General features: G+C 65.3%; 18 protein-coding genes. 4 read left to right on the top strand and 14 right to left on the bottom strand.

The features are described 5' to 3' along the window. From G3N93_RS13085 to G3N93_RS13040, 10 genes are all read right to left on the bottom strand, one after another. Window positions 1–994, bottom strand: a 994-nt coding sequence (locus G3N93_RS13085; protein WP_206133192.1) for a glycosyltransferase, incomplete at its 3' end; no start/stop codon positions are given. Further along, on the bottom strand, window positions 991–1,950 hold the full coding sequence (locus G3N93_RS13080; RefSeq protein ID WP_206133191.1) for a glycosyltransferase: 960 nt from the start codon (window positions 1,948–1,950) through the stop codon (window positions 991–993). The genes G3N93_RS13085 and G3N93_RS13080, both read right to left, overlap by 4 nt. Continuing rightward, window positions 1,947–2,477 (bottom strand): serine O-acetyltransferase, encoded by a 531-nt coding sequence (locus tag G3N93_RS13075; protein WP_174933403.1) that lies wholly within the window; start codon window positions 2,475–2,477, stop codon window positions 1,947–1,949. The genes G3N93_RS13080 and G3N93_RS13075 overlap by 4 nt, the downstream gene beginning before the upstream one ends. A gap of 1 nt (window position 2,478) precedes the next feature. Continuing rightward, a complete protein-coding gene (locus tag G3N93_RS13070; protein ID WP_206133190.1) occupies window positions 2,479–3,678 on the bottom strand; it encodes a capsular biosynthesis protein in 1,200 nt (399 codons plus the stop codon). Window positions 3,679–3,706: 28 nt separating this feature from the next. Then, window positions 3,707–4,939: a lipopolysaccharide biosynthesis protein gene (locus G3N93_RS13065; RefSeq protein ID WP_206133189.1), complete on the bottom strand. Its 1,233-nt coding sequence runs from the start codon at window positions 4,937–4,939 to the stop codon at window positions 3,707–3,709. A gap of 51 nt (window positions 4,940–4,990) precedes the next feature. Continuing rightward, window positions 4,991–7,228 carry a polysaccharide biosynthesis tyrosine autokinase gene (locus G3N93_RS13060; protein ID WP_206133188.1) on the bottom strand — a complete coding sequence of 746 codons (2,238 nt, stop codon included), beginning with the start codon at window positions 7,226–7,228 and terminating at the stop codon, window positions 4,991–4,993. A 52-nt stretch (window positions 7,229–7,280) separates the two neighbouring features. Next, entirely contained in the window at window positions 7,281–7,715 is a 435-nt protein-coding gene (locus G3N93_RS13055; protein WP_174933411.1) for a low molecular weight protein-tyrosine-phosphatase, read from the bottom strand. Next, the gene (locus G3N93_RS13050) at window positions 7,712–8,887 is read right to left on the bottom strand and encodes a polysaccharide biosynthesis/export family protein (RefSeq protein WP_206133187.1); all 1,176 of its coding nucleotides are present in this window, start codon (window positions 8,885–8,887) and stop codon (window positions 7,712–7,714) included. The genes G3N93_RS13055 and G3N93_RS13050 overlap by 4 nt, the downstream gene beginning before the upstream one ends. 169 nt (window positions 8,888–9,056) lie before the next feature. Continuing rightward, entirely contained in the window at window positions 9,057–10,145 is a 1,089-nt protein-coding gene (locus G3N93_RS13045; RefSeq protein ID WP_206133186.1) for a sugar transferase, read from the bottom strand. An 809-nt stretch (window positions 10,146–10,954) separates the two neighbouring features. Next, window positions 10,955–12,025: a helix-turn-helix domain-containing protein gene (locus G3N93_RS13040; protein ID WP_206133193.1), complete on the bottom strand. Its 1,071-nt coding sequence runs from the start codon at window positions 12,023–12,025 to the stop codon at window positions 10,955–10,957. Window positions 12,026–12,967: 942 nt separating this feature from the next. On the opposite strand from G3N93_RS13040, the gene G3N93_RS13035 reads away from it, so the two are divergent. Continuing rightward, window positions 12,968–13,213: a hypothetical protein gene (locus G3N93_RS13035; protein WP_206133185.1), complete on the top strand. Its 246-nt coding sequence runs from the start codon at window positions 12,968–12,970 to the stop codon at window positions 13,211–13,213. Window positions 13,214–13,664: 451 nt separating this feature from the next. Further along, the gene (gene proP / locus G3N93_RS13030; RefSeq protein ID WP_206133184.1) at window positions 13,665–15,134 is read left to right on the top strand and encodes a glycine betaine/L-proline transporter ProP; all 1,470 of its coding nucleotides are present in this window, start codon (window positions 13,665–13,667) and stop codon (window positions 15,132–15,134) included. A gap of 57 nt (window positions 15,135–15,191) precedes the next feature. On the opposite strand, the gene G3N93_RS13025 is transcribed toward proP, so the two are convergent. The 4 genes from G3N93_RS13025 to G3N93_RS13010 form a co-directional block, all read right to left on the bottom strand. Then, complete coding sequence (locus G3N93_RS13025; RefSeq protein WP_206133183.1) at window positions 15,192–16,016, bottom strand: alpha/beta fold hydrolase; 825 nt, start codon at window positions 16,014–16,016, stop codon at window positions 15,192–15,194. Between the two features lie 195 nt (window positions 16,017–16,211). Then, entirely contained in the window at window positions 16,212–17,204 is a 993-nt protein-coding gene (locus G3N93_RS13020; protein WP_206133182.1) for a LysR substrate-binding domain-containing protein, read from the bottom strand. A gap of 613 nt (window positions 17,205–17,817) precedes the next feature. Continuing rightward, complete coding sequence (locus G3N93_RS13015) at window positions 17,818–18,690, bottom strand: ferritin-like domain-containing protein (protein ID WP_206133181.1); 873 nt, start codon at window positions 18,688–18,690, stop codon at window positions 17,818–17,820. Between the two features lie 52 nt (window positions 18,691–18,742). Then, a complete protein-coding gene (locus G3N93_RS13010; RefSeq protein WP_174933426.1) occupies window positions 18,743–19,690 on the bottom strand; it encodes a fatty acid desaturase in 948 nt (315 codons plus the stop codon). A 418-nt stretch (window positions 19,691–20,108) separates the two neighbouring features. Between G3N93_RS13010 and G3N93_RS13005 the strand changes: the two genes are divergently transcribed. Then, window positions 20,109–21,872, top strand: a complete 1,764-nt coding sequence (locus tag G3N93_RS13005) for a fatty acyl-AMP ligase (RefSeq protein WP_307873409.1) — start codon at window positions 20,109–20,111, stop codon at window positions 21,870–21,872. Continuing rightward, window positions 21,869–22,303: ABC transporter ATP-binding protein (locus G3N93_RS13000; RefSeq protein WP_206133179.1), on the top strand; the 435-nt coding region annotated here is incomplete at its 3' end. The genes G3N93_RS13005 and G3N93_RS13000, both read left to right, overlap by 4 nt.

The raw sequence follows: 22,303 nt of genomic DNA, 5'->3' as shown, positions 1-22,303 counted from the left end.
CCCGCCGGCCCAGCTCCCCGCGCAAGGCACGGTCGCCGGTGAGGCGCGCCAGCCACGCGACCGCCTCGGCTGCCGTCGCATAGACCACACCAGTTTGCAGATGGCGCACGACGTCGACGTTGCCGGCGCAGTCGGACACGACGACGGGCCGGCCGGCCAGCATCGCCTCGATGACCGACACCGGCATGCCTTCCCACGACGACGTCGACAGATACACGTCCGCGCGGTCGAGCCGGCGCGCCACTTCGTCGTGCGGCAACCACCCGGTCACCTCGACGCCGGCCTCGGCCAGCCGCGCCTTCAACGCATCGTCGCCGTCGCCGATCCAGACGAAGCGCATGCCGCGCGCGCGCATGCCCTGCGCGATCTGCGCGAACAGCACCGGATCCTTCTGCGTGCGAATGCCGCCGACGGTCGTCACGCACAGGGGGCCGCTCGACGGCCGCGCGGCGTCGTCCGGACGAACGTGCGGCGCGCCGCCGACCGCGTTCTCGATCACCACGACCGGCTGACGCAGCCATGCGCGGATCGCGCGGCCTTCGCTTTCCGAGCAGGCCACGTAAAGACACTTCCGCGCACACGCGATCCTCTCCAGCGCGACGAATGCCAGCCGCTTCAGGGTCGAGATGTCGCGGCGCATGAACGAAATGCAGTGCGGGCTGTAGAAGAACGCCGCCTTCCGCAGCGCGAACAGCGTCGACAGCCGCCCGAGAAAACCGGCGAACGACGAATGCAGATGCACGACGTCGGGCTCGAGCGCCGTCAGCGTCGCGCGCAGCCGGAACACGGTCCGCAACGGGCCGGCCCCCTTCATCTGGACGTGATGCAACGCCACGCGCGCATCGAACAGTGCGGCGAGCCCGGGGGGCGTATCCGGCCGCACCGAGTAGACGACGTGCACGTCATGGCCGTCGCGGGCGAGACGATTCGCGATCAGGCACACCATCGACAACGTGCCGGTGGCGCTGGATTCGACGAGGTGGACGATCTTCATCGGATTGCGCCTCGTGAACGATGCGCCGCGGCCGCGCCGAGATACGCAAGCACGCCCGAGCGCTCGATGACGCGCCCCCATTCGAGCGACCTCATCGCGGCCGGGTCGGTGCCGTTCGCGCGAATCCGCGACAGCGGAAACAGCTCGTCGAAAATCGTCGCGCCGGTGACATGGCACTGGATGCCGAGCTCGTTCGCAGTACGCACGTTCGACGGCGCGTCGTTGCAGACGATCTTCTTGCCGAGCGATGCGTATTCGAGCAGCTTCGTCGGCGTCTGGAAGCAGTGCGGCCGGTGATACGGAAAGAAGCACACCGCGTATTCGCTTTCGCGGACGATGCGCAACGCCTCCGGCTGCGGCACGCGGCCGACGAACCGGATGCCCGGCGTATCGCCGAACGCCGCGCGGATCTCGGGCTCCGGCTGGCCGACCAGCACGAGCGTGTCCGTCTCGTCGCGCCGTGCGTCGCGATAGGCCGCCAGCACCTTGTGGAAACCGCGCTCGCGGCTCATTTCGCCGATGTAGCAGAACCGGCCCGACGGCGTGTGCGCGGCACCTGCGTCGGCGCCGTCCGGATCGAAGATCCAGTCCGGCACGCCCATCGGCAGCAACAACGTCCGCACGTCGTCGCGGAACGCCATCGCGTCGCGCATCTGCACATTCTGGAAAATCCGCAGATCGGGGCGGACATTGAGCGCGCGCTTCACGCGATCCTTGACGGCGGCGAGCCGCCCGACCGACAGCGAGCGATAGTCGTGAATCACGTACCGGGCAGGCGGCAACGCGCGATAGAAGCCCATGATGCACCACAGGATGCAGGCGTCCCGATCCGGAAAACGCGCGTAGGCGTCGAGATCGCCGTCGAACACCTCGAATCCGTGCGCACCCAGGCAATGCCCGTAGGCGGCGATCTCGGGGTAGTTCGCCTTGCCGGGATGCAGAATGAACACCTTCATTGCGGCTCCTGTCCGTTGTCGAGAATGCGCGCCGGGACGCCGACGGCGACGCGGCCGTCGGGCACGTCCCTCAGCACCACGGCCCCGGCGCCAATGCGTACGCGATCGCCGACCCGAATCGGGCCGAGCACGACGCTGTGCACGCCGAACTCCACGTGATCGCCGATCGTCGGCACGCCGTCGATCGTGCCGTCCTGCCGGGTGGTGTTGCCGATGGTCACGCCGTGACGCAGCGTGCAGTAGTCGCCGATCACCGCGAAACCGTTGATCACGAGGCCGGTGCCGTGATAGATCGTGAGCCCCTTGCCGATCCTCGTCTTCACGGGAATCTCGATGCCCATCAGCCAGTCGCACAGCACGATGTAGAGCACGATGAGCGGCGCGCCGGCCAGCAGCGTGAGCCGGCTCCTGCATGCGAGGTAATGCACGATCCGGTAGAACACCACGACGCAGCGCGTCTTGACGAACGCATTGCGGCGGCAGTCTTCGGCGATCGCCTCGGCGGTCTGTCGCAACGTGACGGTCATCTCAATGGGGCCTCGCGAACACGCGCCGGGCCGCGTCGGCCGGGATGCGCGAGGTGCCGAAGTAGTCGATTCCGTCGATCAGGAACGAATGGATGTACTTCAGCAGGCGCTCGCGGTCGAATTCCTTGTAGAAACACCGGCCGAGCGACACCACGCGCTTGCCGTACAGCATCGCCTCCAGCCCGACCGTCGAATTGATCGTGACGACCGCATACGCGTGCTTGAGCAGATCCGTGGTCGGCGACGTGACGATCTCGAAGTGGTAGGTGTCCTGCAGGCGCACGATCGCGTCGATCTCGGCCGCATCGGTCTCGGCCGGATGAAGCTTCACGAACAGGTCGGCGCTCTCGTTCGCAGCGAACTCGAACGCGTGACGGATCGCCTCGAGATTGCCGACGTCCGAATGCAGCTTGATCTGCGTATCGCCGGACACCTGGAGCGGCAGAAACACGTAGCGGCTGGTCGACAGCGTATCGGTCGACAGATTCGCCGCCTGCCGGGGCGCCGGCATCCCGTTGCGCGCACGCACGCTGGCGAGGCGCTTGCGGGCCACCCCGCGGCTGACCACCTTCAGCAGGTAGTTGGTCGCGGACATCGCCTTGCGCGCAAGCGACGTCCGCGCCTGCGGCAACGGCATCCGCTTGTCGCGCTCGTAGCGCGACAGCCACCGCGCATGCGTCTCCTCGTCGGGCAGCGGCAGGCCATCGATGACTTCGGGGTGGTGGCTGATCGTCGACAGCGCATTGACGCCCAGCGAGTCGACGAACAGCTTGCCCGGGAGATTCGAGATCTCGATGAACCGGGTCGCCACGCCGTACACGGTACATGCCTGGCGAACCGCCCGGCACACGAGTTGTTGCCCGTTCCACATCACGCACTGCTCGACTCGCCGGCTGCGCAACAGCTCGGACGCGAGATGGAAAATCGCCGCCGACTCGCGCTTCGCGCGCGCCTCCGTCATTTGCCCGTTCAGCACCTCGATCGACAGCCGGTACGGCGTCCGGTCGGCAGCCTGCGCGTCCGGCATGTCGATCGGCATCAGGCGGTTCAGGTACACCGACCGATAGCCGCCCAGCAGCAGGCCGAGATGCGCGACGGGCTCGCTCGTCAGGAACGCGAACTCGTACTCGTGCCTGACCGGGCTCACCAGGCGGGTGACGAAGAAGTACCGCTCGAGGGAATCGATGACTATCAGGATCATGGTGGGTTCGTTCGTCGTAGCGGCGCCGTCACGCCGGCGCGCGGGATCGGGACAGGTTCGCGCCAAGCACCCGGTACGTGAGCGCGATGCCGGCCGCCATCAGCGCCGCGCCCGTCAGCGAGAAGATCTGCACGCTTGCGGGCGCCGACAGGTGCATCAGTCTCGCCACGCCTAGCGCGCCGGCGAGACAGGTGCCGCAAGCGAGCTGGAACAGGAAATCGACGCGCTGCGCGCGCGTGGCGAGGAAGATCTGCGACAGCGGCACGTAGATCAGTTGCAGCGCGAAGAGCGGCATCAGGCTCTGATAGAACCCGACCGCGCCCCGCCAGCTTTCGCCGAAGAACAGGCCGACCAGCGGCGCGAACAGCAGCAGCCCGCCCGCCATGTACACGGCCGCGAGCCCCGCGAGCGCGCGGGCGTAGGTGCGGTACACCTGCGGCACCGTCGTGGCCGCATCCGGCCGCGCCATCGCGCCGATGGCATCGCGCCGGAACACCCCGCCGACACTCTGCGCGATCAGCGAAACCGGAAAGAAGCCGAGCCGGTAAGCCGCGGCAAAGTAGCCGGCGCTCTGCGCGTCGAACCAGTGCGGTATCGCGATCGACAGCGCGTACGTCAGCACCGACGCGCACAGCGTCGATGGCAGGATGTACAGCGCAAAGCGGCGGTTCCGCGCGAAGAAGCCGCGCGACAGCCGGAACGAATGGCCGGCCCGGTAGCCGGTCAGCAGGATCGCACCGGCCATCGCCAGCGAGACCGCCGCGCTCACCCACGCATACAGGTCGAATACGCCAGTGCCCGCGCAGGCGTGACACGCCAGCGCCAGCACGAGCCCGACGAGAAACGCGCCGTTGACGACCACGCGCGACAGCGCGATCCAGCCGTACCGCCTCATGCTGTTCAGGTACGAAGCCGCGGCCAGTTGCACGAACGACGCCAGCGCATAGACCGCGACGATGACCAGGTCGGGGCGACCGGCGATGCGGATCGCCGCCACCGACACGGCCACGACGGCCAGCCCCAGCGCCGTCACGTTGACGAACGCATTGAACGACTCGCGCGGGTTGTCGTCGACGCACGCGAGTTCGTAGCGGAAGGCGAGCAGCGTGCCGCCGAAGGTCGCCAGCGCGAGCAGGTAGTTGAAGTGGCCGAGCGATTCCGGCCCGAACCGTCGCCCGATCACGAAGATGCACGCGAACAGCGCGATCTGCCCGATCACGACACCGGCCAGCGACACGACCGAATCCCGGGGATTGATCATCGCGCCCCCCAGCTGCGCTCGCGTGCCGGGCCGCCTGCGGTCATGCACGCGTCACGCATCGTGCATCCCGTATTCGTAAGCGACGTACCGGTAGCCGCCGTACTTCGAGCCGTACCCGTACTGGCCGAGCCGCGGATTGACGCCGTTGAAGATGACGCCGTTCAGACGGATGCCGTTTTGCGCGAATCGTTTCGACGATTCGCCGATCTCGCCGAGCTTCGTCTTGCCCGCCATCGCGACGAGCAGCGTCGTGCCGGCGAACGCGCCGAGAATCCCGGTATCGGGCACGGCAAGGACCGGCGCCGAGTCGACGATGACGATGTCGTAGCGCGACGACAGATCGGCGACCAGCGACGCGAGGTTCCGGTTCAGCAGCAGCTCGGCGGGGTTCTTCGGCATCGTCCCGGTCGAGAGGAAATCGAGGCCCTCGACCACCTCGCGATGCAGCACGTCGTCCACTCGCGCGCTGCCGGCGATCAGTTCCGTCAAGCCGCGGCCGCGTGAAAAGCCGAGATAGTCGTGCAGGCGTCCCTTGCGGATGTCGCCGTCGATCAGCAGCACACGCTTCCCGGCACTGGCCATCACGACCGCGAGGTTCGACGAGATGAACGTCTTGCCGACGCCCGGCGCCGGGCCGGCGATCAGCACGACGTTGTTCTTCGCCTCGAGCATCGCGAATTGCAGCGCGGTCCGCAGGCTTCTCAGGCACTCGACCGCCGGCTCGTTCGGGAAGTCGATCGACAGGATCGACTTGTGGCCGCTCTTGCGCGCGGCCTCTTCGGCCAGGTCGCGCTGGTGGTCGCTGATCGGCACGGTCGTGTAGACCGCGAGGCCGAGCCGGCGCTCGATCTCGTTGTGGTCCGAGATGCCGTGGAACAGCATCGAGCGAACGACTGCGGTGCCGCAGCCGGCGAGCAGCCCGAGCAGCAGCGCCGCCACCGCGACGAGCGCCTTCTTCGGCCGCACCGCCACTTCCGGCACCGCCGCGGTGTCGACGAGGCGTACGTTGCCGACCTTGCCGGCCTGCACGAGCTGCAGCTGCTGCATGTTGTTCAGCAAGGCCGTGTAGAGATCGGTGTTGACCCTCACGTCGAGCATCAGGCGCACGGTTTCCTGCTGCAGGTCCGGCAGGCGCCGGATCTGCAGCTCCGCGGCGTTCCGATAGCCGCTCAGCGCCGCGATCTGCTCGTCGATCGCGGTCACGCTCGGGTGCCGTTCGGTAAAGCGGGACATCAGCTCCTGCCGCTTCTGCTGCAGTTCGAGCAGGCGCGTCTTCGCGTCCGCGGTCTGGGCCAGCGCGAGCTTCGCTTCCTCGGTCAGGTCGACCGTCCCGCGCTCGTTTCGCACCTTCGTCAGACGCGCTTCGGAATCGGTCAACTGTTGCTTGAGCTGCGGCAATTGCGCGTTGAGGAACTCGAGCGACTGCGCGGCCTCGGCCGATTTCCGCTCGATGTTCTGGCGGACGTACTGGCGGCCGATCTCGTTCATCGTGTCGCTTACCCATTTCGGATCGGTGTCCTGCAGGCTCGCGACGACGACGTCCGATTGCTTGACGCGCTCCTGGACGTTGAGGCGGTCCCGGATATCCTCGATCGTCTTCAACCGCGAGTTGCGAACGAGCACGAACTCGGCGCCGGGTTTCGCGACGATCGCATCGACGCGCAGCAGGATCGGGCCGCGCGGCGACCGGAACCGCTCGAGCGTACCGACCGTGCCCTCGACCGGGGCGTCGAAATCGCCGCCTTCGAGCCGGTAGCGCTTGCCGCCCAGGCTCGTCAGCGTGAACGTGTCGCCTTCGTTCTTTCGCGGCACGTCGAACTGCGGCACGTCGATGCGCTCGCGGCCCCATGCGTATCCGCCGATTCCGGCGAGGCCGGGATCGGACAGGCCGTCGCTGTGGCGCGCGATCCAGTCGCCGATCACCGGAAAGCGCTTGGGCGATGCGTCGATGAAGAGGTGGAGCTTGTCCACCGCGCGTTCGACGACGAGCCTCGACGCGAGAATCTGCTGCTCGGCGGCGGCCGACGACTTGACGTCGAACAGCGCGGAAACGTCGCCCAGCAACGACTTCGCGGCGGACGTATCGGGGCTGTCCTCGACCTGGACCATGATGTTCGCTTCGAACACCGGCTTGCCGAGTATCGCGTACGCCAGGCCCGCGGCCAGGACGATGCACGTGATGGTCGCGATCAGCCAGCGGCTTTCCATCAGGATGTCGAGCACCGCGACGAAATCGGTCTCGCTGCCGTCTTCGGCGGCTTGCTGCGGCGGGGCGGAGGGTTGAGTCATGGCAACGATAGGGAGCGAATGGGTTCCAGTGGGGCGTCGACCGGCGGCCGGTTCAGACGATGCGAAGGCGCTTCGACCACTCGGACACGCCGAGCTCGATCAGTCGCGCGCAGCGTTCGAAGACGAACCGGGGCTGGCGGTAAGGGTCGTGCACGTCGAAATCCGTGTACTCGCCGATGCGGAACACGCGGCCGCGCACGAACGGGAACCGGCCTTCGAGCGACGTGCGCTGCCGCCGGTCCATCACGAGAATCAGGTCGGCGTCGGTACATAGCGACAGGCCGATTTGCTGCGCACGATGCGTCGACACGTCGAAGCCGCGCAGGCGCATCACGTCATGTACATACGGCGCGACCGGCATGCCGACGAGCGCGTTCAGGCCGGCGGACACGATGCGGCGCCCGGGCATCGCCCCGCGCAGCATCGCTTCGGCCATCGGGCTGCGACAGATGTTTCCCTCGCAGACGATCAGGATGGATTCGATCATTTGGTCGCAATCGCCGCGGTCAGGCCGGCATTGATGGCCGGCAGCAACAGGCTGAGCACGCGGCTGAACCGGACGAGCCCGTTGCCGTCGACGTACACGACATCCTTCGGCTTCAGCTGGAACTGATTCGCCAGCACCATGGCCACCGGCGATCGGGCATCGAGGTGATAGACCTGCGGCTGCTCGTCCTGCATGCCGCGCACCACGTACAGTTGCGCGGCATCGGCCGTGTTCGCGTTGAGGCTGCCGGCCTGCGAGATCGCCTCGCTCAGCGTCAGGCGGCCATTGCGCATCGGCAATGCCGTCACGGGCTTGTTGACTTCGCCCATCACGAACACGCCGCTTTCATCGCGCGGCAGCACGCGCACCAGGTCGCCGTTCCTCAGCACGATCTTCGACGGGTTGCGCCCTTGCTCCGCCATCTCGGTCAGGTCGATCCGGCGCTCGACGCCGTCGCGCACGAGGACGATCCGGCTCTGGTCGGCCGTCGCCGCAAAGCCGCCCGCGCGGCCGATCGCGTCGTACAGCGTCATCGGGATGTCGTTCACCGGCTGCGAGCCCGGCGTGTGCACTTCGCCCTCGATATAGACCTGCTTCGCGCGAAACGACGCGATGCGCACCGTCACCTGCGGATTCCGGAAGGTCTTGTCGAGACGGCGCGTGAGCTGCGTCTGCACCTGCTCGGCCGTCAGTCCGGCAACCTGCACCCGGCCCGCATAGGGAAACTGCAGCGTGCCGTCCTGGTCGACGACGAAACCCGGCGGCGCATCCGCCGCGCGCGGTGCAGCCTGTGCGGGCGCGCCGAGCGCGGCCGCCAGTTCGGGGTGGTCCCATACCGTGATCTGCAGCACGTCGCCGCGCCCGATGGTGTATGTGTCCGGCGGCGCGACGATATCGTGCGCGTCGCCGCTCGGGCCGCGTTCCGCCTCACGCATGCGCCGGATCAGCGACACGTCGATGTTCGTGACCGGCACCGGCAGCGCGACGCTGTCGGCCGGCGTGGCGCCGCTCTGCAGCGGAATCGACGCAGGCTGCTCCATGCGCATGCCCGGCGCGATGCCGCACGCGCCGAGCAACGCACACAGCGGCAGGATCGCCGCCAGCGAACCGGCACGCACCGGCCATCGCGGCGCGGACGAGCGCACCGACTCCATTTGACGCAACCTCTGCATGACGACCTCACACCTGTTTTAATTGGAAATTGCTCCGATCGCCGCGCGCCGTGTCGACGCGCGTACAGCACCCCTGTCGAGATCGGACCTGCTGCCTGCACTGCCAAACCCGGCGCGTGCCGCCGCGACGCGCCGCCGGTGTACATCCCGCCCGGCGGCCCCGCGACGCCTAGTACGCGCCCGACCCTCGCAACACCACGTTGATCGTCCTGAACAGAATCCCGATGTCGCGACGCAACGACCATTCGCGAACGTATGACACGTCGAGCGATACACGCGTCGAATAGTCGATGTCGTTTCTGCCGCTGACCTGCCAGAGCCCGGTCATGCCCGGCTTCGCCATCAGGTAGTAGCGCACGTCGGTTCCGTAACGCTCGAGCTCGGCTTCGACGATCGGGCGCGGCCCGACCAGACTCATGTCGCCTTTCAGCACGTTCATCAGTTGCGGCAACTCGTCGAGACTCGTCTTGCGCAGGAACCGGCCGATCGGCGTGATGCGGACGTCGTGCTTCAGCTTGAACTCGCGATCCCATTCCGCGCGAGCGTCGGGGTCGCGTTCCAGCAGCGCCTTGAGCACCACATCGGCGTTCGCCACCATCGAACGGAACTTCAGGCATTTGAACGGCCGGCCATTGCGGCCGACCCGCTCGTGACCGAAGATCGCCGGGCCGCCATCACGCCGCACGGCCCATGCGATGCCCAGCAGCACGGGCGCCAGCGACACGAGAAGCAGCGACGCACCGACCAGGTCGAAGCTCCGCTTGACCGTCCGCCTGATCACCCGCTTGATCCGCGCAGCCGGCCGGTGCGTGCGCGCCTGCTGGCCGTGCCGGTCTGCATGCGCGATCGCCGCCGCGCGAACCTGGCCGCCAGCCCGCGCGATCATCCCGAAGATCGCGAGCGTCAGCGCACGGAAGGCAATCAGGCCGATCCCGCTCGCGAGCGTCCAGTACACGAACCATTCGTTCGACAGCACGTGGGCACGATGCAGCACGTACAGAAGCGCCGTGCTCATGCCCTGCACGACGATCCACGCGAGCACGGTCCGGCCGAGCACGCGCAACAACGATCGCGTCCGCACCGGCTCGTAGATGCCGCAGGCGGGGAATACCGACAATGCCAGCGCCGCGGCGAACGCAACCAGCGCACCGTCGAACAGGGATCCTCGCGCACCGCCAGTGGCGCCGATCAGCGCCGGAATGAACGCGCCCAGCACGATCAGTCCGATATCGGTCGCTCGATTGATCAACGAATTCATTGATATGAACTCCTAATTCATCGTCCAACACCCGTTCGCGTGGCGCATCGGCGCCTCACGTCTTCACCTCATGCCGCTCGAATCCGCCGTGGCCGATCCGGCCGGATGCGAAGCGCATTCGACGCGACGCGACCGTCGCGACGTCGTTGCTTCAATGTTTCCGCAGCGCATCATATTCGTCGCGATTCGCGCTTTTATCGCGTGCGTCCGAATCCGCCTTGTTGATGGCGGAAGAAATCAAGGCGGGTTTCCACTCAATATCATTCGATCCGTTTCACGCATGACGCGATGAAATTCCGGACGGGAATGCCGAGCGATCGCGATGCGAAATTCCCGAATCGGGCTCGCCATCGCGACGCGCAATTGACCGTTGAAAGTGGATTGATCGCGCCGGTCGTCTCGGCGCATCGGGCAGCGATCGCATCACCGGATCGCCGCCCGGAACATGCGGGCAAGCATCGACCGAACAGGATCGGCACGAATGCTGGCTCGACGAATAAAAAGGCCTGCACAGTGCGCTCACGACGACACGGCAGGCAAAATTCCGAGGAGTACCGGGGTGCCGCCTCCTCGAAAGGCCAGTCGATAACTTAATTCAGTGGAAGCGCGCTTTTGACGCGCCGTGTCGGACTGCGCCACGATTGTGGCTGAATCCGCCTTCGTCGCATTTCGATTAGCCGATATCCGGGTCTTGATTCCGGAACGACGGCCCTGTCATTCGAACGAAACACGAATATCCCGATAGGGATGACATGCACGGTATTGAATTCCGCGGATCGATCTCGGGTCGCGAGCCGCGATGGTGTGACCTAGGAGGTCGCGCCGCTCATCCAGCCGCTCAGATCCGACGCGTACAACATCTCGGCCGATGCGTCGCCGCCTTTTCGCGCGGCGGCCCGGTATTCGGTCGGCGAGGTCTGCAAGTGCTGGCGAAACAGCTTCGCCATCCGGTCGCCGCTGCCCAGGCCGGTTCGTCTCGCGACCTTGTCCGCCGGAAGATCCGTCTCGATCAGCATGCGGCATGCTTTTTCGAGGCGGATCCTCAACACGAACTCGGTGGGCGTCACGCCGATTTCATTCTTGAAGCGCCGCAGGAAATTGCGCTCGCTCATCGCCGCGGCCTGCGCCGCGTCCGCGATGGAGATGCGGTTTTCGCTATTCACGCGCAGATGATGTGCCGCCATGCGAATCAGCGTGCTCGCTCGCGCGACTCGTGCGCCGAACAGCACGTCGGTCAGCTTCCGGTTCGCGCCGGACACCATGCACATCACGATTTCCTGCGCGATTTCGTAGCCCATGTCCACCCGGACGATCGACAGCGCATCCGAGAACGGCCCATCGTCCTCGTCGCCCGCATAGTCGAAGTCGTCGCGCCTGACTTGCCACGCGCCGCCGGCGTCCATCTCGGGCGATGCGCGCTCCACCTCTTTTTGGGCCAGGTGAATCTGCGTCAGCAACTTCCGCCCGCCACTGCTGCCCCTCACGACGCGTGCGCGCTGATGCGCATACCTCAGCCACGCGATCAGCTGCTCGTCGAGTTTGTCGATCCCGCCCTGACCGCTCAGGACGAACATCGCATGCACGGTGCTGGCGTCCAGCGTACTGGCCGCCTCCGTCCAGATCCCGACACCCGACGACGAGCGAACCGGCCCGCCATGCACGGAATAGAGCCGTAATTCGTAGTGGTCGACGAATGCGCCATCCTCACGGCCAAGCTGATTGGCGAGTTCGAAAACCGCGGCCAGCTTGCCCATCTGCATAATGGGAAAACCCTCGAGCAGCAGTACGATTACGCTTGCCCGTTGATGCCCGTTTCCGGGGCCTCTGCCACGATTCACGCTTAACCCCGTCGATGAATGATTCGACACTGTCTGCATTATTACGGACCTTTGACAATTTCTTACATTTCTGGTTTTCTGCGCCGCATCATATGGGCGGCCTTTGTCCGCCGATTTGTCAATGTCTGTTTTCGCCGTGTTGTTGTCGGAATCAATCAAGCAGACGGTATGGCCCCCTTTTTTAAAGATTCTTCATATCAACCGCAACGCATTCACTCAAATCCAGCAAAAATAGAGGTAGCTCAATGATTCGGAATTAGTGTCGTGATAGCGACGGTGGATCGACCTCCGGATGAATGTCAGGAACGCGATTCCGTTGAATGCACCGCAATTGCCGGCACGCATGAAAGCGCGATCAACGCGCAGGCACTGCAGCGTCGCGCGCGAATCACGCATTGCCATCGATCGATCGTGTTCGGAAAAACGCGTGCGGCGCGGCGCCCTTCGCCGCGCGCTGCCGGGCCTCGATCCCCATCGCTGTGCCGGTCAATCGCGCATTTCGGAAAGTTTTATGTCAACACCGGGTTCGCCGTAATTTGGCGTAATACTGCCGCAGTCGGTGGCGTTGACCAGGCGCCATCCGGAATCGCTGAATGCGAATCGGCAATGGCGTGCCGGCATCGTACACACTTCGATTTCGTGTATGTGTTCGTGACAGGAATTTTCATCGAACGTTATTGGACATTCAAATCGTCCGCGGCTTCACATCGGTAATGAAATGCCGGTTTCATCGTCGAATATTCCAGCATAGCGACACGCAAACGTTCGCATTTATGAAAATTCGCGTATGACCGAATGCGCGGGTTCGTGCGGTGCGAAATTCCTCGCGATTTATCGCGGCCATCGACACCCATTCTTCATACAAAACGCGCCTGATGACCGAACGGACGGACAGCCCTGAAGACCTGTCGCGTCACGTCAGGATTGTCACGCTGCTGTCGAATATCTCGACCCCGTGCGTCGTCGCGAAGCGTGGTGAACGCGATGTTGTCACGCACGGATGTTCTTCAAGAGCCGCCCTCGCCCATTCGACGGCGCCAGGCCGTCGGCATCCGCTACAGCCTGACGAGGGCCGCTGCGCAGTCCGAGCAGGTCGCGACGGCCAACAGTCAGGGGGCAATGAACATCGAGCACGGGATCGACAATGCGTGCTTCGGCAACCGACCCGACTGCCGGCGCAAGTCCTGGGATCCACCGCATGTTCCGATGCAGGAATGGCCGCCCGTCTGACCCGCGCTTATCTCGCCTCTACATAATATTCGCATTCCGAATTAACTTTTTAATTCCATCTGATGACGGAAAATCGTTGCGCGGGCATGCATTCGTCCCGGTGCATCGTGCACGACGTCTTTCTGCATCGTGTCGCATCTCGTCGTATTCCACGAAAAGGCGCGGTCGCCTCGCATGCGCGACCGCATGAACCAGCCCGGCCGTTCCCGACATTCTCGTGCGACATCGTCGATGTCGTTTACAACCGGGTTCCGGGCGCATGACCGATAGTCGGCTGCGCCCGTTTCTCTAAACTGGTTCTCACAACAAACCTGCCCGGTGTCGCCCGCAACGTGCGTCACTCCCCCGACATCGAGGCGCCCCGAGACACCCGCCTTCGCTGTCCATCGGCCCGCACGACTCCACTGCTCACCCGCCCGGCCGGGTGCCAAGGCAATTCCAGGAGAGTTCTTTGAGCCCGTCGCAAGCGCACCCCGCGAAAGCCCGGTCTTCGCGCAAGTCCGTCAAGCTGGATGACATCACGATCGTCGACCCCGCCGTCCTCAAGCGCGCGGTCGGCGCCATGGCGTTCGGCAACGCGATGGAATGGTTCGACTTCGGCGTGTACAGCTATATCGCCGTCACGCTCGGCAAGGTGTTCTTCCCGTCCAGCAGCCCGTCTGCACAGTTGCTCGCGACCTTCGGCACGTTCGCGGCCGCGTTCCTCGTGCGTCCGCTCGGCGGCATGGTGTTCGGCCCGCTCGGCGACCGCATCGGCCGCCAGCGCGTGCTGGCCGCAACCATGATCATGATGGCGGTGGGCACGTTCGCGATCGGCCTGATCCCCAGCTACGCGTCGATCGGCATCATGGCGCCCGTGCTGCTGCTCGTCGCGCGTCTCGTGCAGGGGTTCTCGACCGGCGGCGAATACGGCGGCGCCGCCACCTTCATCGCCGAATTCTCGACCGACAGGCGCCGCGGCTTCATGGGCAGCTTCCTCGAATTCGGCACGCTGATCGGCTATACGCTCGGCGCGGCGACGGTCGCGCTGCTCACCGCGTCGCTGTCGCAGGAAGCGCTGCTGTCGTGGGGCTGGCGCGTGCCGTTCTTCATCGCCGGTCCGCTCGGTCTCGTGGGGCTCTATGTCCGGCTGAAACTCGAGGAAACGCCTGCTTTCAAGAAGGAAGCCGAAGCACGCGAAGCGGACGAACGGTCGCGGCCGAAACAACGCTTCGCGACGCTGCTCGTCGAACAGTGGAGGCCGCTGCTTCAATGCGTCGGTCTCGTGCTGATCTTCAACGTGACCGATTACATGGCGCTGTCGTACCTGCCGAGCTATCTGTCGGCGACGCTGCACTTCCGCGAATCGCACGGCCTGTTCCTGGTGTTGCTCGTGATGGTGCTGATGATGCCGATGACGCTCTATGCCGGGCACCTGTCGGACACGGTCGGCCGCAAGCCGGTGATGATGGCCGGCTGCGTGGGCCTGCTCGTGCTCGCGGTGCCGGCGCTGATGCTGATCCGCACCGGCGGCATGCTGCCCGTGTTCGGCGGGATGCTGATCTACGGTGTGTTGCTGTCGTGCTTTACCGGCGTGATGCCGTCGGCGCTGCCCGCGCTGTTCCCCACGCGCATCCGCTATGGCGCGCTCGCGATCGGCTTCAACGTGTCGGTGTCGCTGTTCGGCGGCACGACGCCGCTCGTGACCGCATGGCTGGTCGATCGCACCGGCGACCTGATGATGCCCGCGTACTACCTGATGGGCGCATCGTTCATCGGCATCGTGTCGGTGCTCGCGCTGCGCGAGACCGCGCGCCAGCCGCTGCCCGGCTCCGCACCGTGCGTGGCGAGCCGCGCGGAGGCGCTGAGTCTCGTTCGCGGCGGAGCCGACGAAGCACGCCGGCGGGACAGGAAGCTCACGCCGGTCAGCGAACGCGCGTGATGCGGGCTCAGGTCGCGCTGGCTCGCGTGGCGTGGCGCCGCGCGACACGCGCCGGCGTCAGCCCGCCGACAGCCGTTGCGCGTCGAACCAGTCGAGCAGCGTGCGCGTGACGAACGCAGGATTTTCCAGATTCGAGATGTGGCCGGCGTCCGGCACCAGCGCATGCGGGCACCCGATCACGCTCGCCATCTTCACGGTTTCCGACGGCGGGCGCGCCATGTCGCCCGCGCCGCACATCAGCAGCGTGCGTTCGGCGTCCAGTTCGGCGAGTGCCGACAGCGTGTCGGGCCGACCGAAGATCAGCCGGCCGAGCGGGACGATCGATTGACGCAACCGGTCGGCCGGCAGGTTCGCGAGCGCGTCGCGAAACGCGGACGGCACCGGGCCCGCGAGATTGACGTCCGGCCGGAAGAACAGCGGCACGATCGCATCGAGCAGCGGCGGCGCGATACGGCCCGCGGCGGCAATGGCGTCGAGCATCCCGAAGTAGCGCAGCCGCGTCGCTTCGGGTTCGGCCTCGAGCGACGCATCCATCAGCACGAGCGCGCGCACGCGCTGCGGTTCGCGCAACGCGAGCCGCGCGCCCCACATGCCGCCGACGCTGAGCCCGACGAGCGCGCACTGTTCGATCTCCAGCGCATCGAGCAACGCACCCGCCTGCGCGGCGAGATCGTCGAGCGTCTGCGTGCCTTCGGGCAGCGCGCCCGATGCGCCATGTCCCCACAGGTCCGGCACGATGACGCGATACTGGCGCGACAGCGCGTCGATCTGCGGCGCCCACATCGCCGAATCCCACAGATAGCTGTGCCCGAGCAGCACCGGAAACCCGGTACCGTGATCCTGATAATGCAGGGTGCTGCCATGAATGTTCACTGCGGGCATGTCGTCTCCGGTGTCGGCGCGCTCGGCAGCGGCCCCGAACCGGGCGCCGCGGTCAGCGGCGTGCTGCAACGAATGCGAAGCGGCGCATCATCGCACAGGTTGCACGCGCGACGCATGACGATTCGCGCCGCCCACGCATCGAACCTGCCGCATGACACCCTCGACACGCACGCGCGACGGCGTGACGCGATCGTCCTATCCGACGCGATACATCGGCACCACGTTGCTGCTGCCCGTTTCCGGCTCCGACGCGAGCGGATGGCTCGCCTGTTCGAGCAGCCAGTTGGTCAGCACCGCGATATCGAACTCGTTGCACGCATCCGGGTTCTGCACCAGCACGTAGCTGCCCGATGCGACCGTGCAGTGTGCGAACAGCTCCACGAGCCGGCCCTGCTTCAGCAGCCCGTCGACCAGCGGCCGCCGCCCGATCGCGATGCCGTGCCCGTCGACCGCTGCCTGCACCAGCTGGTCGTACTGGCTGAAATGCAGCGCGCCGGCAGGCCGCAGGCGCGGCACGCCCAGCTCCTTCAGCAGATGGCTCCACCCGTGCCACGGCCACTCGCCGCGCGGATCGTCGAGATGCAGCAGCACGTGCTTGTCGAGGTCCTCCGGCTTCATCGACGCGGCGTCGCCCGCCGCCGACATCAGGCTCGGGCTGCAGACCGCCACGACGCGCTCGCGGAACAGCACGTCCGTCTCGTCCGTCGACGTATACGGGCCGGCATATCGCACGGCCAGGTGCAAACGTTTGCGTTTAAGATCTTCAATTTCGCTCGTTGCTGATACGCGTACATCGATATCGGGGTAGCTTGCGCGGAACGAACCGAGGCGCGGAATCAGCCACAGTGCCGCGAACGAAACGGTGGTCGACAACGAGATCGCACGCTGGCCGACACTCGACGACAGCTTGCCGATCACCGATTCCAGGTCGGACAACGCGAACGAGATCGCGTCGTACAGCTCCCGCCCCTTGTCGGTCAGCGTCAGGGAACGAATGTGCCGGTGAAAGAGCTCGATCCGGAGCTGCTCCTCGAGCGCCTTGACCTGGCGACTCACGGCGGATTGCGTGACGTTCAGTTCCTGCCCGGCACGCGTAAAGCTCAAATGACGCGCCGCGCATTCAAAGCCTCTCAGGAAATCCAGCGAAGGCATACTTCTCAATCGCTTTGCCAATCTCACATTAGCCATACCGCCGCCTCAAAGTTGCACCCACCGACAGGCAAGTCGCCGTTCGTCTCCCTGAATCGTTTCTCCTATTTGGATTCGGGAACGATTTTATATTGAAGCATGGATGCAGATCATTCTTATTTTCAATCGTGACACTCGTATTTATCTATCATTTTTCATCGGCGCGATATTCTTACATTAGCATTATGAAGTAGTGCTTTTGTAAATAAATATACGACCGGAACGATGCTGAGGACGGCAGATAAAGACACGCAAAATCAGGATATTACAGGCATGAATCCGTGTTCCGGCGACCATCCTGACGCTACAGCAGAGGCACGTTCAGATGCCTACAATACAATTTCATTTACCAAACATTTTTATCCATTTTCCGGATTGCGAAAAGAATACGCATCTCAACATACACGCGGAATACTATTTAAATCCTCAATTTCATGTTTATGAAAATATACTAAACGCATGAAATTGAATTGCGCCGTGCAATTCCCGGGAATTGATGAACCAATTATGTCCGGAATTGAATATTCCGCCGGCCGGAACGGCAATCCGCATGCATGACGCAGCCACACCGTCCGGAATCGGTTCCACCCTTTACTGGACGGAATGCGTGTCGCTATACGCTGTCCACCACGCCGTCCGCCACACGGTGCGTCCGTGCGGTCACTTCGCGGCGATAGCGGTTCAGTTCCTGCGCAGTAAAGAACGTGCGCTCGAACAGGATCGACAGGTTGTGCAGGATCCGCTCGACGACCTTCTTTTCCCACTCGCCATCGAACCGGATCTGCTCGTCGAGCCAGCGCTCGAGCCACTCCGGATCGGGCAAACGTGACTGCACGGTGTCGCGCGGGAACAGCGCCTGGTTCACGTGCAGGTTGGTCGGGTGCAGCGGCTTCTCGGTGCGGCGCGCCGACGCCATCAGCACGCCGATCTTCGCGAACGCAGCACGTGCAACGTCGCCGCAGTCGTTCAGTGCCTTCTTCATGTAGCGCAGGTATGCGCCGCCGTGGCGCGCTTCGTCGCGCGAGATCGTTTCGTAGATCTGCTTGATGACCGGCTCGGTGTGCCAGTCGGCCGCGCAACGGTACCAGTGGTTCAGTCGGATCTCGCCGCAGAAGTGCAGCATCAGCGTCTCGAGCGGCGGCGCCGGGTCGAATTCGAAGCGCACCGCGTGCAGCTCCGCTTCGGTCGGCACCATTTCCGGCTTGAAGCGGCGCAGGTATTCCATCAGCACGAGTGAATGCTTCTGTTCCTCGAAGAACCACACGCTCATGAACGCGGAAAAGTCGCTGTCGTGCTGGTTGTCGCGCAGGAACATTTCCGTCGCGGGCAGCGCCGACCATTCGGTGATCGCATTCATCCTGATCGTCTCGGCCTGCTCATCGGTGAGCAGCGAAGCGTCGAACTTGTCCCACGGAATGTCCTTCTCCATGTCCCAGCGCACCGCTTCCAGCGACCTGAAAAGTTCCGGATAGAGCATCGTCGTCACCGTCGTTGAAATGCGTTCGGGCGCGGCATGCACACGGGCAGCACTGCCTCGGTCATGCCGATTGCGTGGACGCCGGCGCCGCCGCTTCCGCGTCGGGCGCACGGTCGTCCGCGTCGTCGTCCACCGTGCGCGGCGACAGCCTGCCGCGCAGCAGCGCGTAATAGAACTGCCGGTACGTGCGGTGGTAGTAGCGGATGCGCGGCCCGATCGCGCCATGCAGGTCGTGCAGCCGCTCGATCGGCAGGTTCGGCATCATGTGGTGCTCGACGTGAAAGTTGTTGCCGTTCGTGAACCACGTCATGAACGCATTGCTCTCGATCGTCCGCGTGTTGCGGAACGGATCGGTGCTCGTCAGGTCGCAGCGGTAATGCTCGGGCATCTCGACCAGCGCATGCACGGGCGCGGCCACGAACACGAGCGGCACGACCCACACCCACACGACGAACCACGTGTGCAGCGCGAACGACACGCCGGCCAGCAACGCGATCGTCGCGACCATCAGCAGGTGATCGCGGCGGATCGCGCGCGACACCAGCGGGTTGTCGCCGAAGCGCGCGCCCGGCACGACGAGCTTCGCGACGTTCTTCGCGAACTGGATGTAGTGCGCGGCCATCGACAGCCGCCACGCCCACAGGCCGAGATTGACGACCGGGCTCGCGCCGTACTGGTCGCCGTAGTCGAAGAACTCCTTGTTCTCGGGCGTGCCGAGCAGCCGGTGATGGCGCAGGTGGCTGTCCTGGTACGCATGAAACGACACGAGCATCGGCATGCCGAGCAGCACGCCGAACACCATGTTGAGCCGCTTGCTCCTGAACCCCTGGTAATGCAGCGCCTGGTGCTGCAGCTCGACGCCGTGCGCGTACATCGCGCCGATCAGCACGATGCCGACGATCTTCAGGACCACAACCGTCGACAGCGCGAACAGCATGCCGTGCGCGATGAGCGCGACGTAGACCGCGAGCTTCAGCGAGAAGACGACGCCGCTCGGGCGACTCTTCATGTCGGCAACCGGTTTCTGACGGGCGAGAAGCGATGAGGTGACGGACAAAATGCTCTCCTTGGCCGGACCCTGCCCGGCACGATGACGCGGCGACACTGGCGCGCTGCCGGGTTGCAATTCTTCTGTGAGTCGATGCTTCGGACAAGCGAATTTTCCGAACGCATTGCATGACGCCCGCGCATGAGCGCACCACATCGTGAACTAGACGACCGGTCGAATGCGTACCGACCATTCACCTCGCGCGGGCTCGCACGTATACGCACATGGCAACGCCGAGTGGATGCGTGCTGCTCATGCATAGCCTGCAAATATTCCGTTTGTCGCGTCATGTCGATCCGGCAAGAATCCCCCTCACTCGACGAACGGCGCCGCCGGCACCGTGGCGCGAGCGGCCGTGTTCCTCAAGGGGAGAATCCTCGTGACGAAGTGCGCATCCACCATTCATCGCCTGATCGAATCGCTCGAGGATGTCGCGGGCGCCATGCATCGCATGACGTTCGTCGACGACGCCGGCAACGAGGCGAGCATCACGTACCGGCGCTTCGCGGAAGAAGTGTTTCGCCAGGCCGGCGCGCTGCGCGAACTCGATGTGCGCGAGAACGACCTGGTGATGCTGGCATTGCCCGCGTCGGTCGAGCACGCGGCCGCGATGATGGCCTGCGTGATGACGGGCGCACTGCCCTGCACTGTGCCCGTTCCCGCGCGCCGCGCCACCACCGGGCGGCAGGTGATCGACGTCGCATGCGAGCTGTACCGGCCGCGCCTCGTCATCGCCGCGGATGCGCAATCGGCCGCATGGCGCGACGACGCGTTTCCCGCCTCATCCACGCGCGTTGTCGATCTCGACACGCTGTCGCTCGTCGCGGATGCCGGCGCCCGTGCGCTGATCAGCGGGAAGCATGGCCGCGATCCGCATCATGTCCAGCTCACGTCCGGCTCGACCTCGCATCCGAAGGCCGCGGTACTCAGCCACGAGAACGTGATCGCGAACGTGCTCGGCATCGGCGGGTCGGTGCGGTTCGACCTCGCGGCCGGCGACGGCACCGCGTCGTGGCTGCCGCTCTATCACGACATGGGGCTGCTCACGCTGCTGTCGAACATGCATTACCGCGCGCCGCTGCTGATGATGCAACCGAACAGCTTCATCCGGAATCCGCTCGGCTGGTTGAAGCGCATCGCGTCGGCGCGTGCGACGACGACGTCGGTGCCGACCTTCGCGTTGCGCTACTGCGTGCGCCGTTTCAATGCCGCCGCGATGGAAGGCGTCGACCTGTCCGCGTGCCGCAACATCTTCATCGGCGGCGAACGCGTGGACGACGCGACGCTGCGCGACTTCGCCGCGACGTTCGCGCCGTACGGCCTCGCGGCATCGGCGCTGCAGCCGTGCTACGGGATGGCCGAATCGACGCTTGCGGTATCGATGCATCGTGCGTGGCACGACGGCACGGTCGACGGCGCGCCGTACGTGATCGCCGACACGCTCGACCGACGCGCGCTGATCGAGCGCCGCGATGCGCAACCGGCCGCCGCGAACGACGGCGCCGCCACCGACACCGAAACCGTGCTCGCGATGGGTACGCCGATCGAGGGCATGGCGTTCCGGATCCTCGACGACGGCGATCACGCGCTGGCGAACCGTGCGGTCGGCGAAGTCGCGATCCGCGGCACGTCGGTGATGCTCGGCTACCTGAATCCCGACGACGGTTTGATCGCCGCGCCGCTGACGGCCGACGGCTGGTTCCGCACCGGCGACATCGGCTACGTCGCCGACGGCCAGCTGCATATCCTCGGGCGCAAGAAGGAAGTCATCATCATTCGCGGCAGCAACTACTTCCCACACGAAATCGAGGAGGCGTTGGCCTCCCATCGCACGCTGCGCAAGAGCACCTGCATCGCGTTCGGGCTACCCGACCCCGAGACGGGCACCGAGCGGCTGGTCGTCGCGATCGAGGCGCGGCCCGTCGATGCAACGCCGCAGACGCGCGCCGAGTGCCAGCAACTGCTCGCGTCGCGGATCGGCTTCGCCGCGCAGGACCTGTGCTTCGTCGAACCCGGCTCGCTGCCGCGCACGACGAGCGGCAAGCTGCAGCGCCTGAAGTGCCGCGACCTCTATGCGAACGGCGCGCTGCCAGTCATCCACGCAACAGCCGCCGCCGAAGCCGGCCAGGGAGCGTACGCATGACGACCGCCACGCTCACGCCGGTGCTCGAACTGCGCGACGTTTCGCGCGTGTACGAGGGCGCGGGCCGCGTCGTCGCGGTGCGCGGCGCGACGATCTCGATCGGTCAGAGCGACGTCGTCGCGCTCGTCGGCCCGTCGGGCAGCGGCAAGAGCACGCTGCTCAACCTGGCCGGCTTTCTCGACGTACCGAGCACCGGCGAACGCTGGCTCGAAGGCCGCCGGATCGACGACGCGCCGGACACGCTCGAACGGATTCGCCGCGAGCGCATCGGCTTCGTGTTCCAGCAATTCAACCTGATTCCGGTGATGTCGGCGCTTGAAAACGTCGAGCTCGGCTGTTTCGCGTGGGGCACGCCGCGCACGCGGCGCGAGCGCGCCCGCGCGATGCTCGACGCGGTGGGGCTCGCCGCGCGCGAACGCCATCGCCCCGGC

The organism is Burkholderia sp. Se-20378 (assembly GCF_017104665.1).
Classification (GTDB): domain Bacteria; phylum Pseudomonadota; class Gammaproteobacteria; order Burkholderiales; family Burkholderiaceae; genus Burkholderia; species Burkholderia lata.
This window is presented reverse-complemented; position numbering and strand designations above follow the sequence as displayed.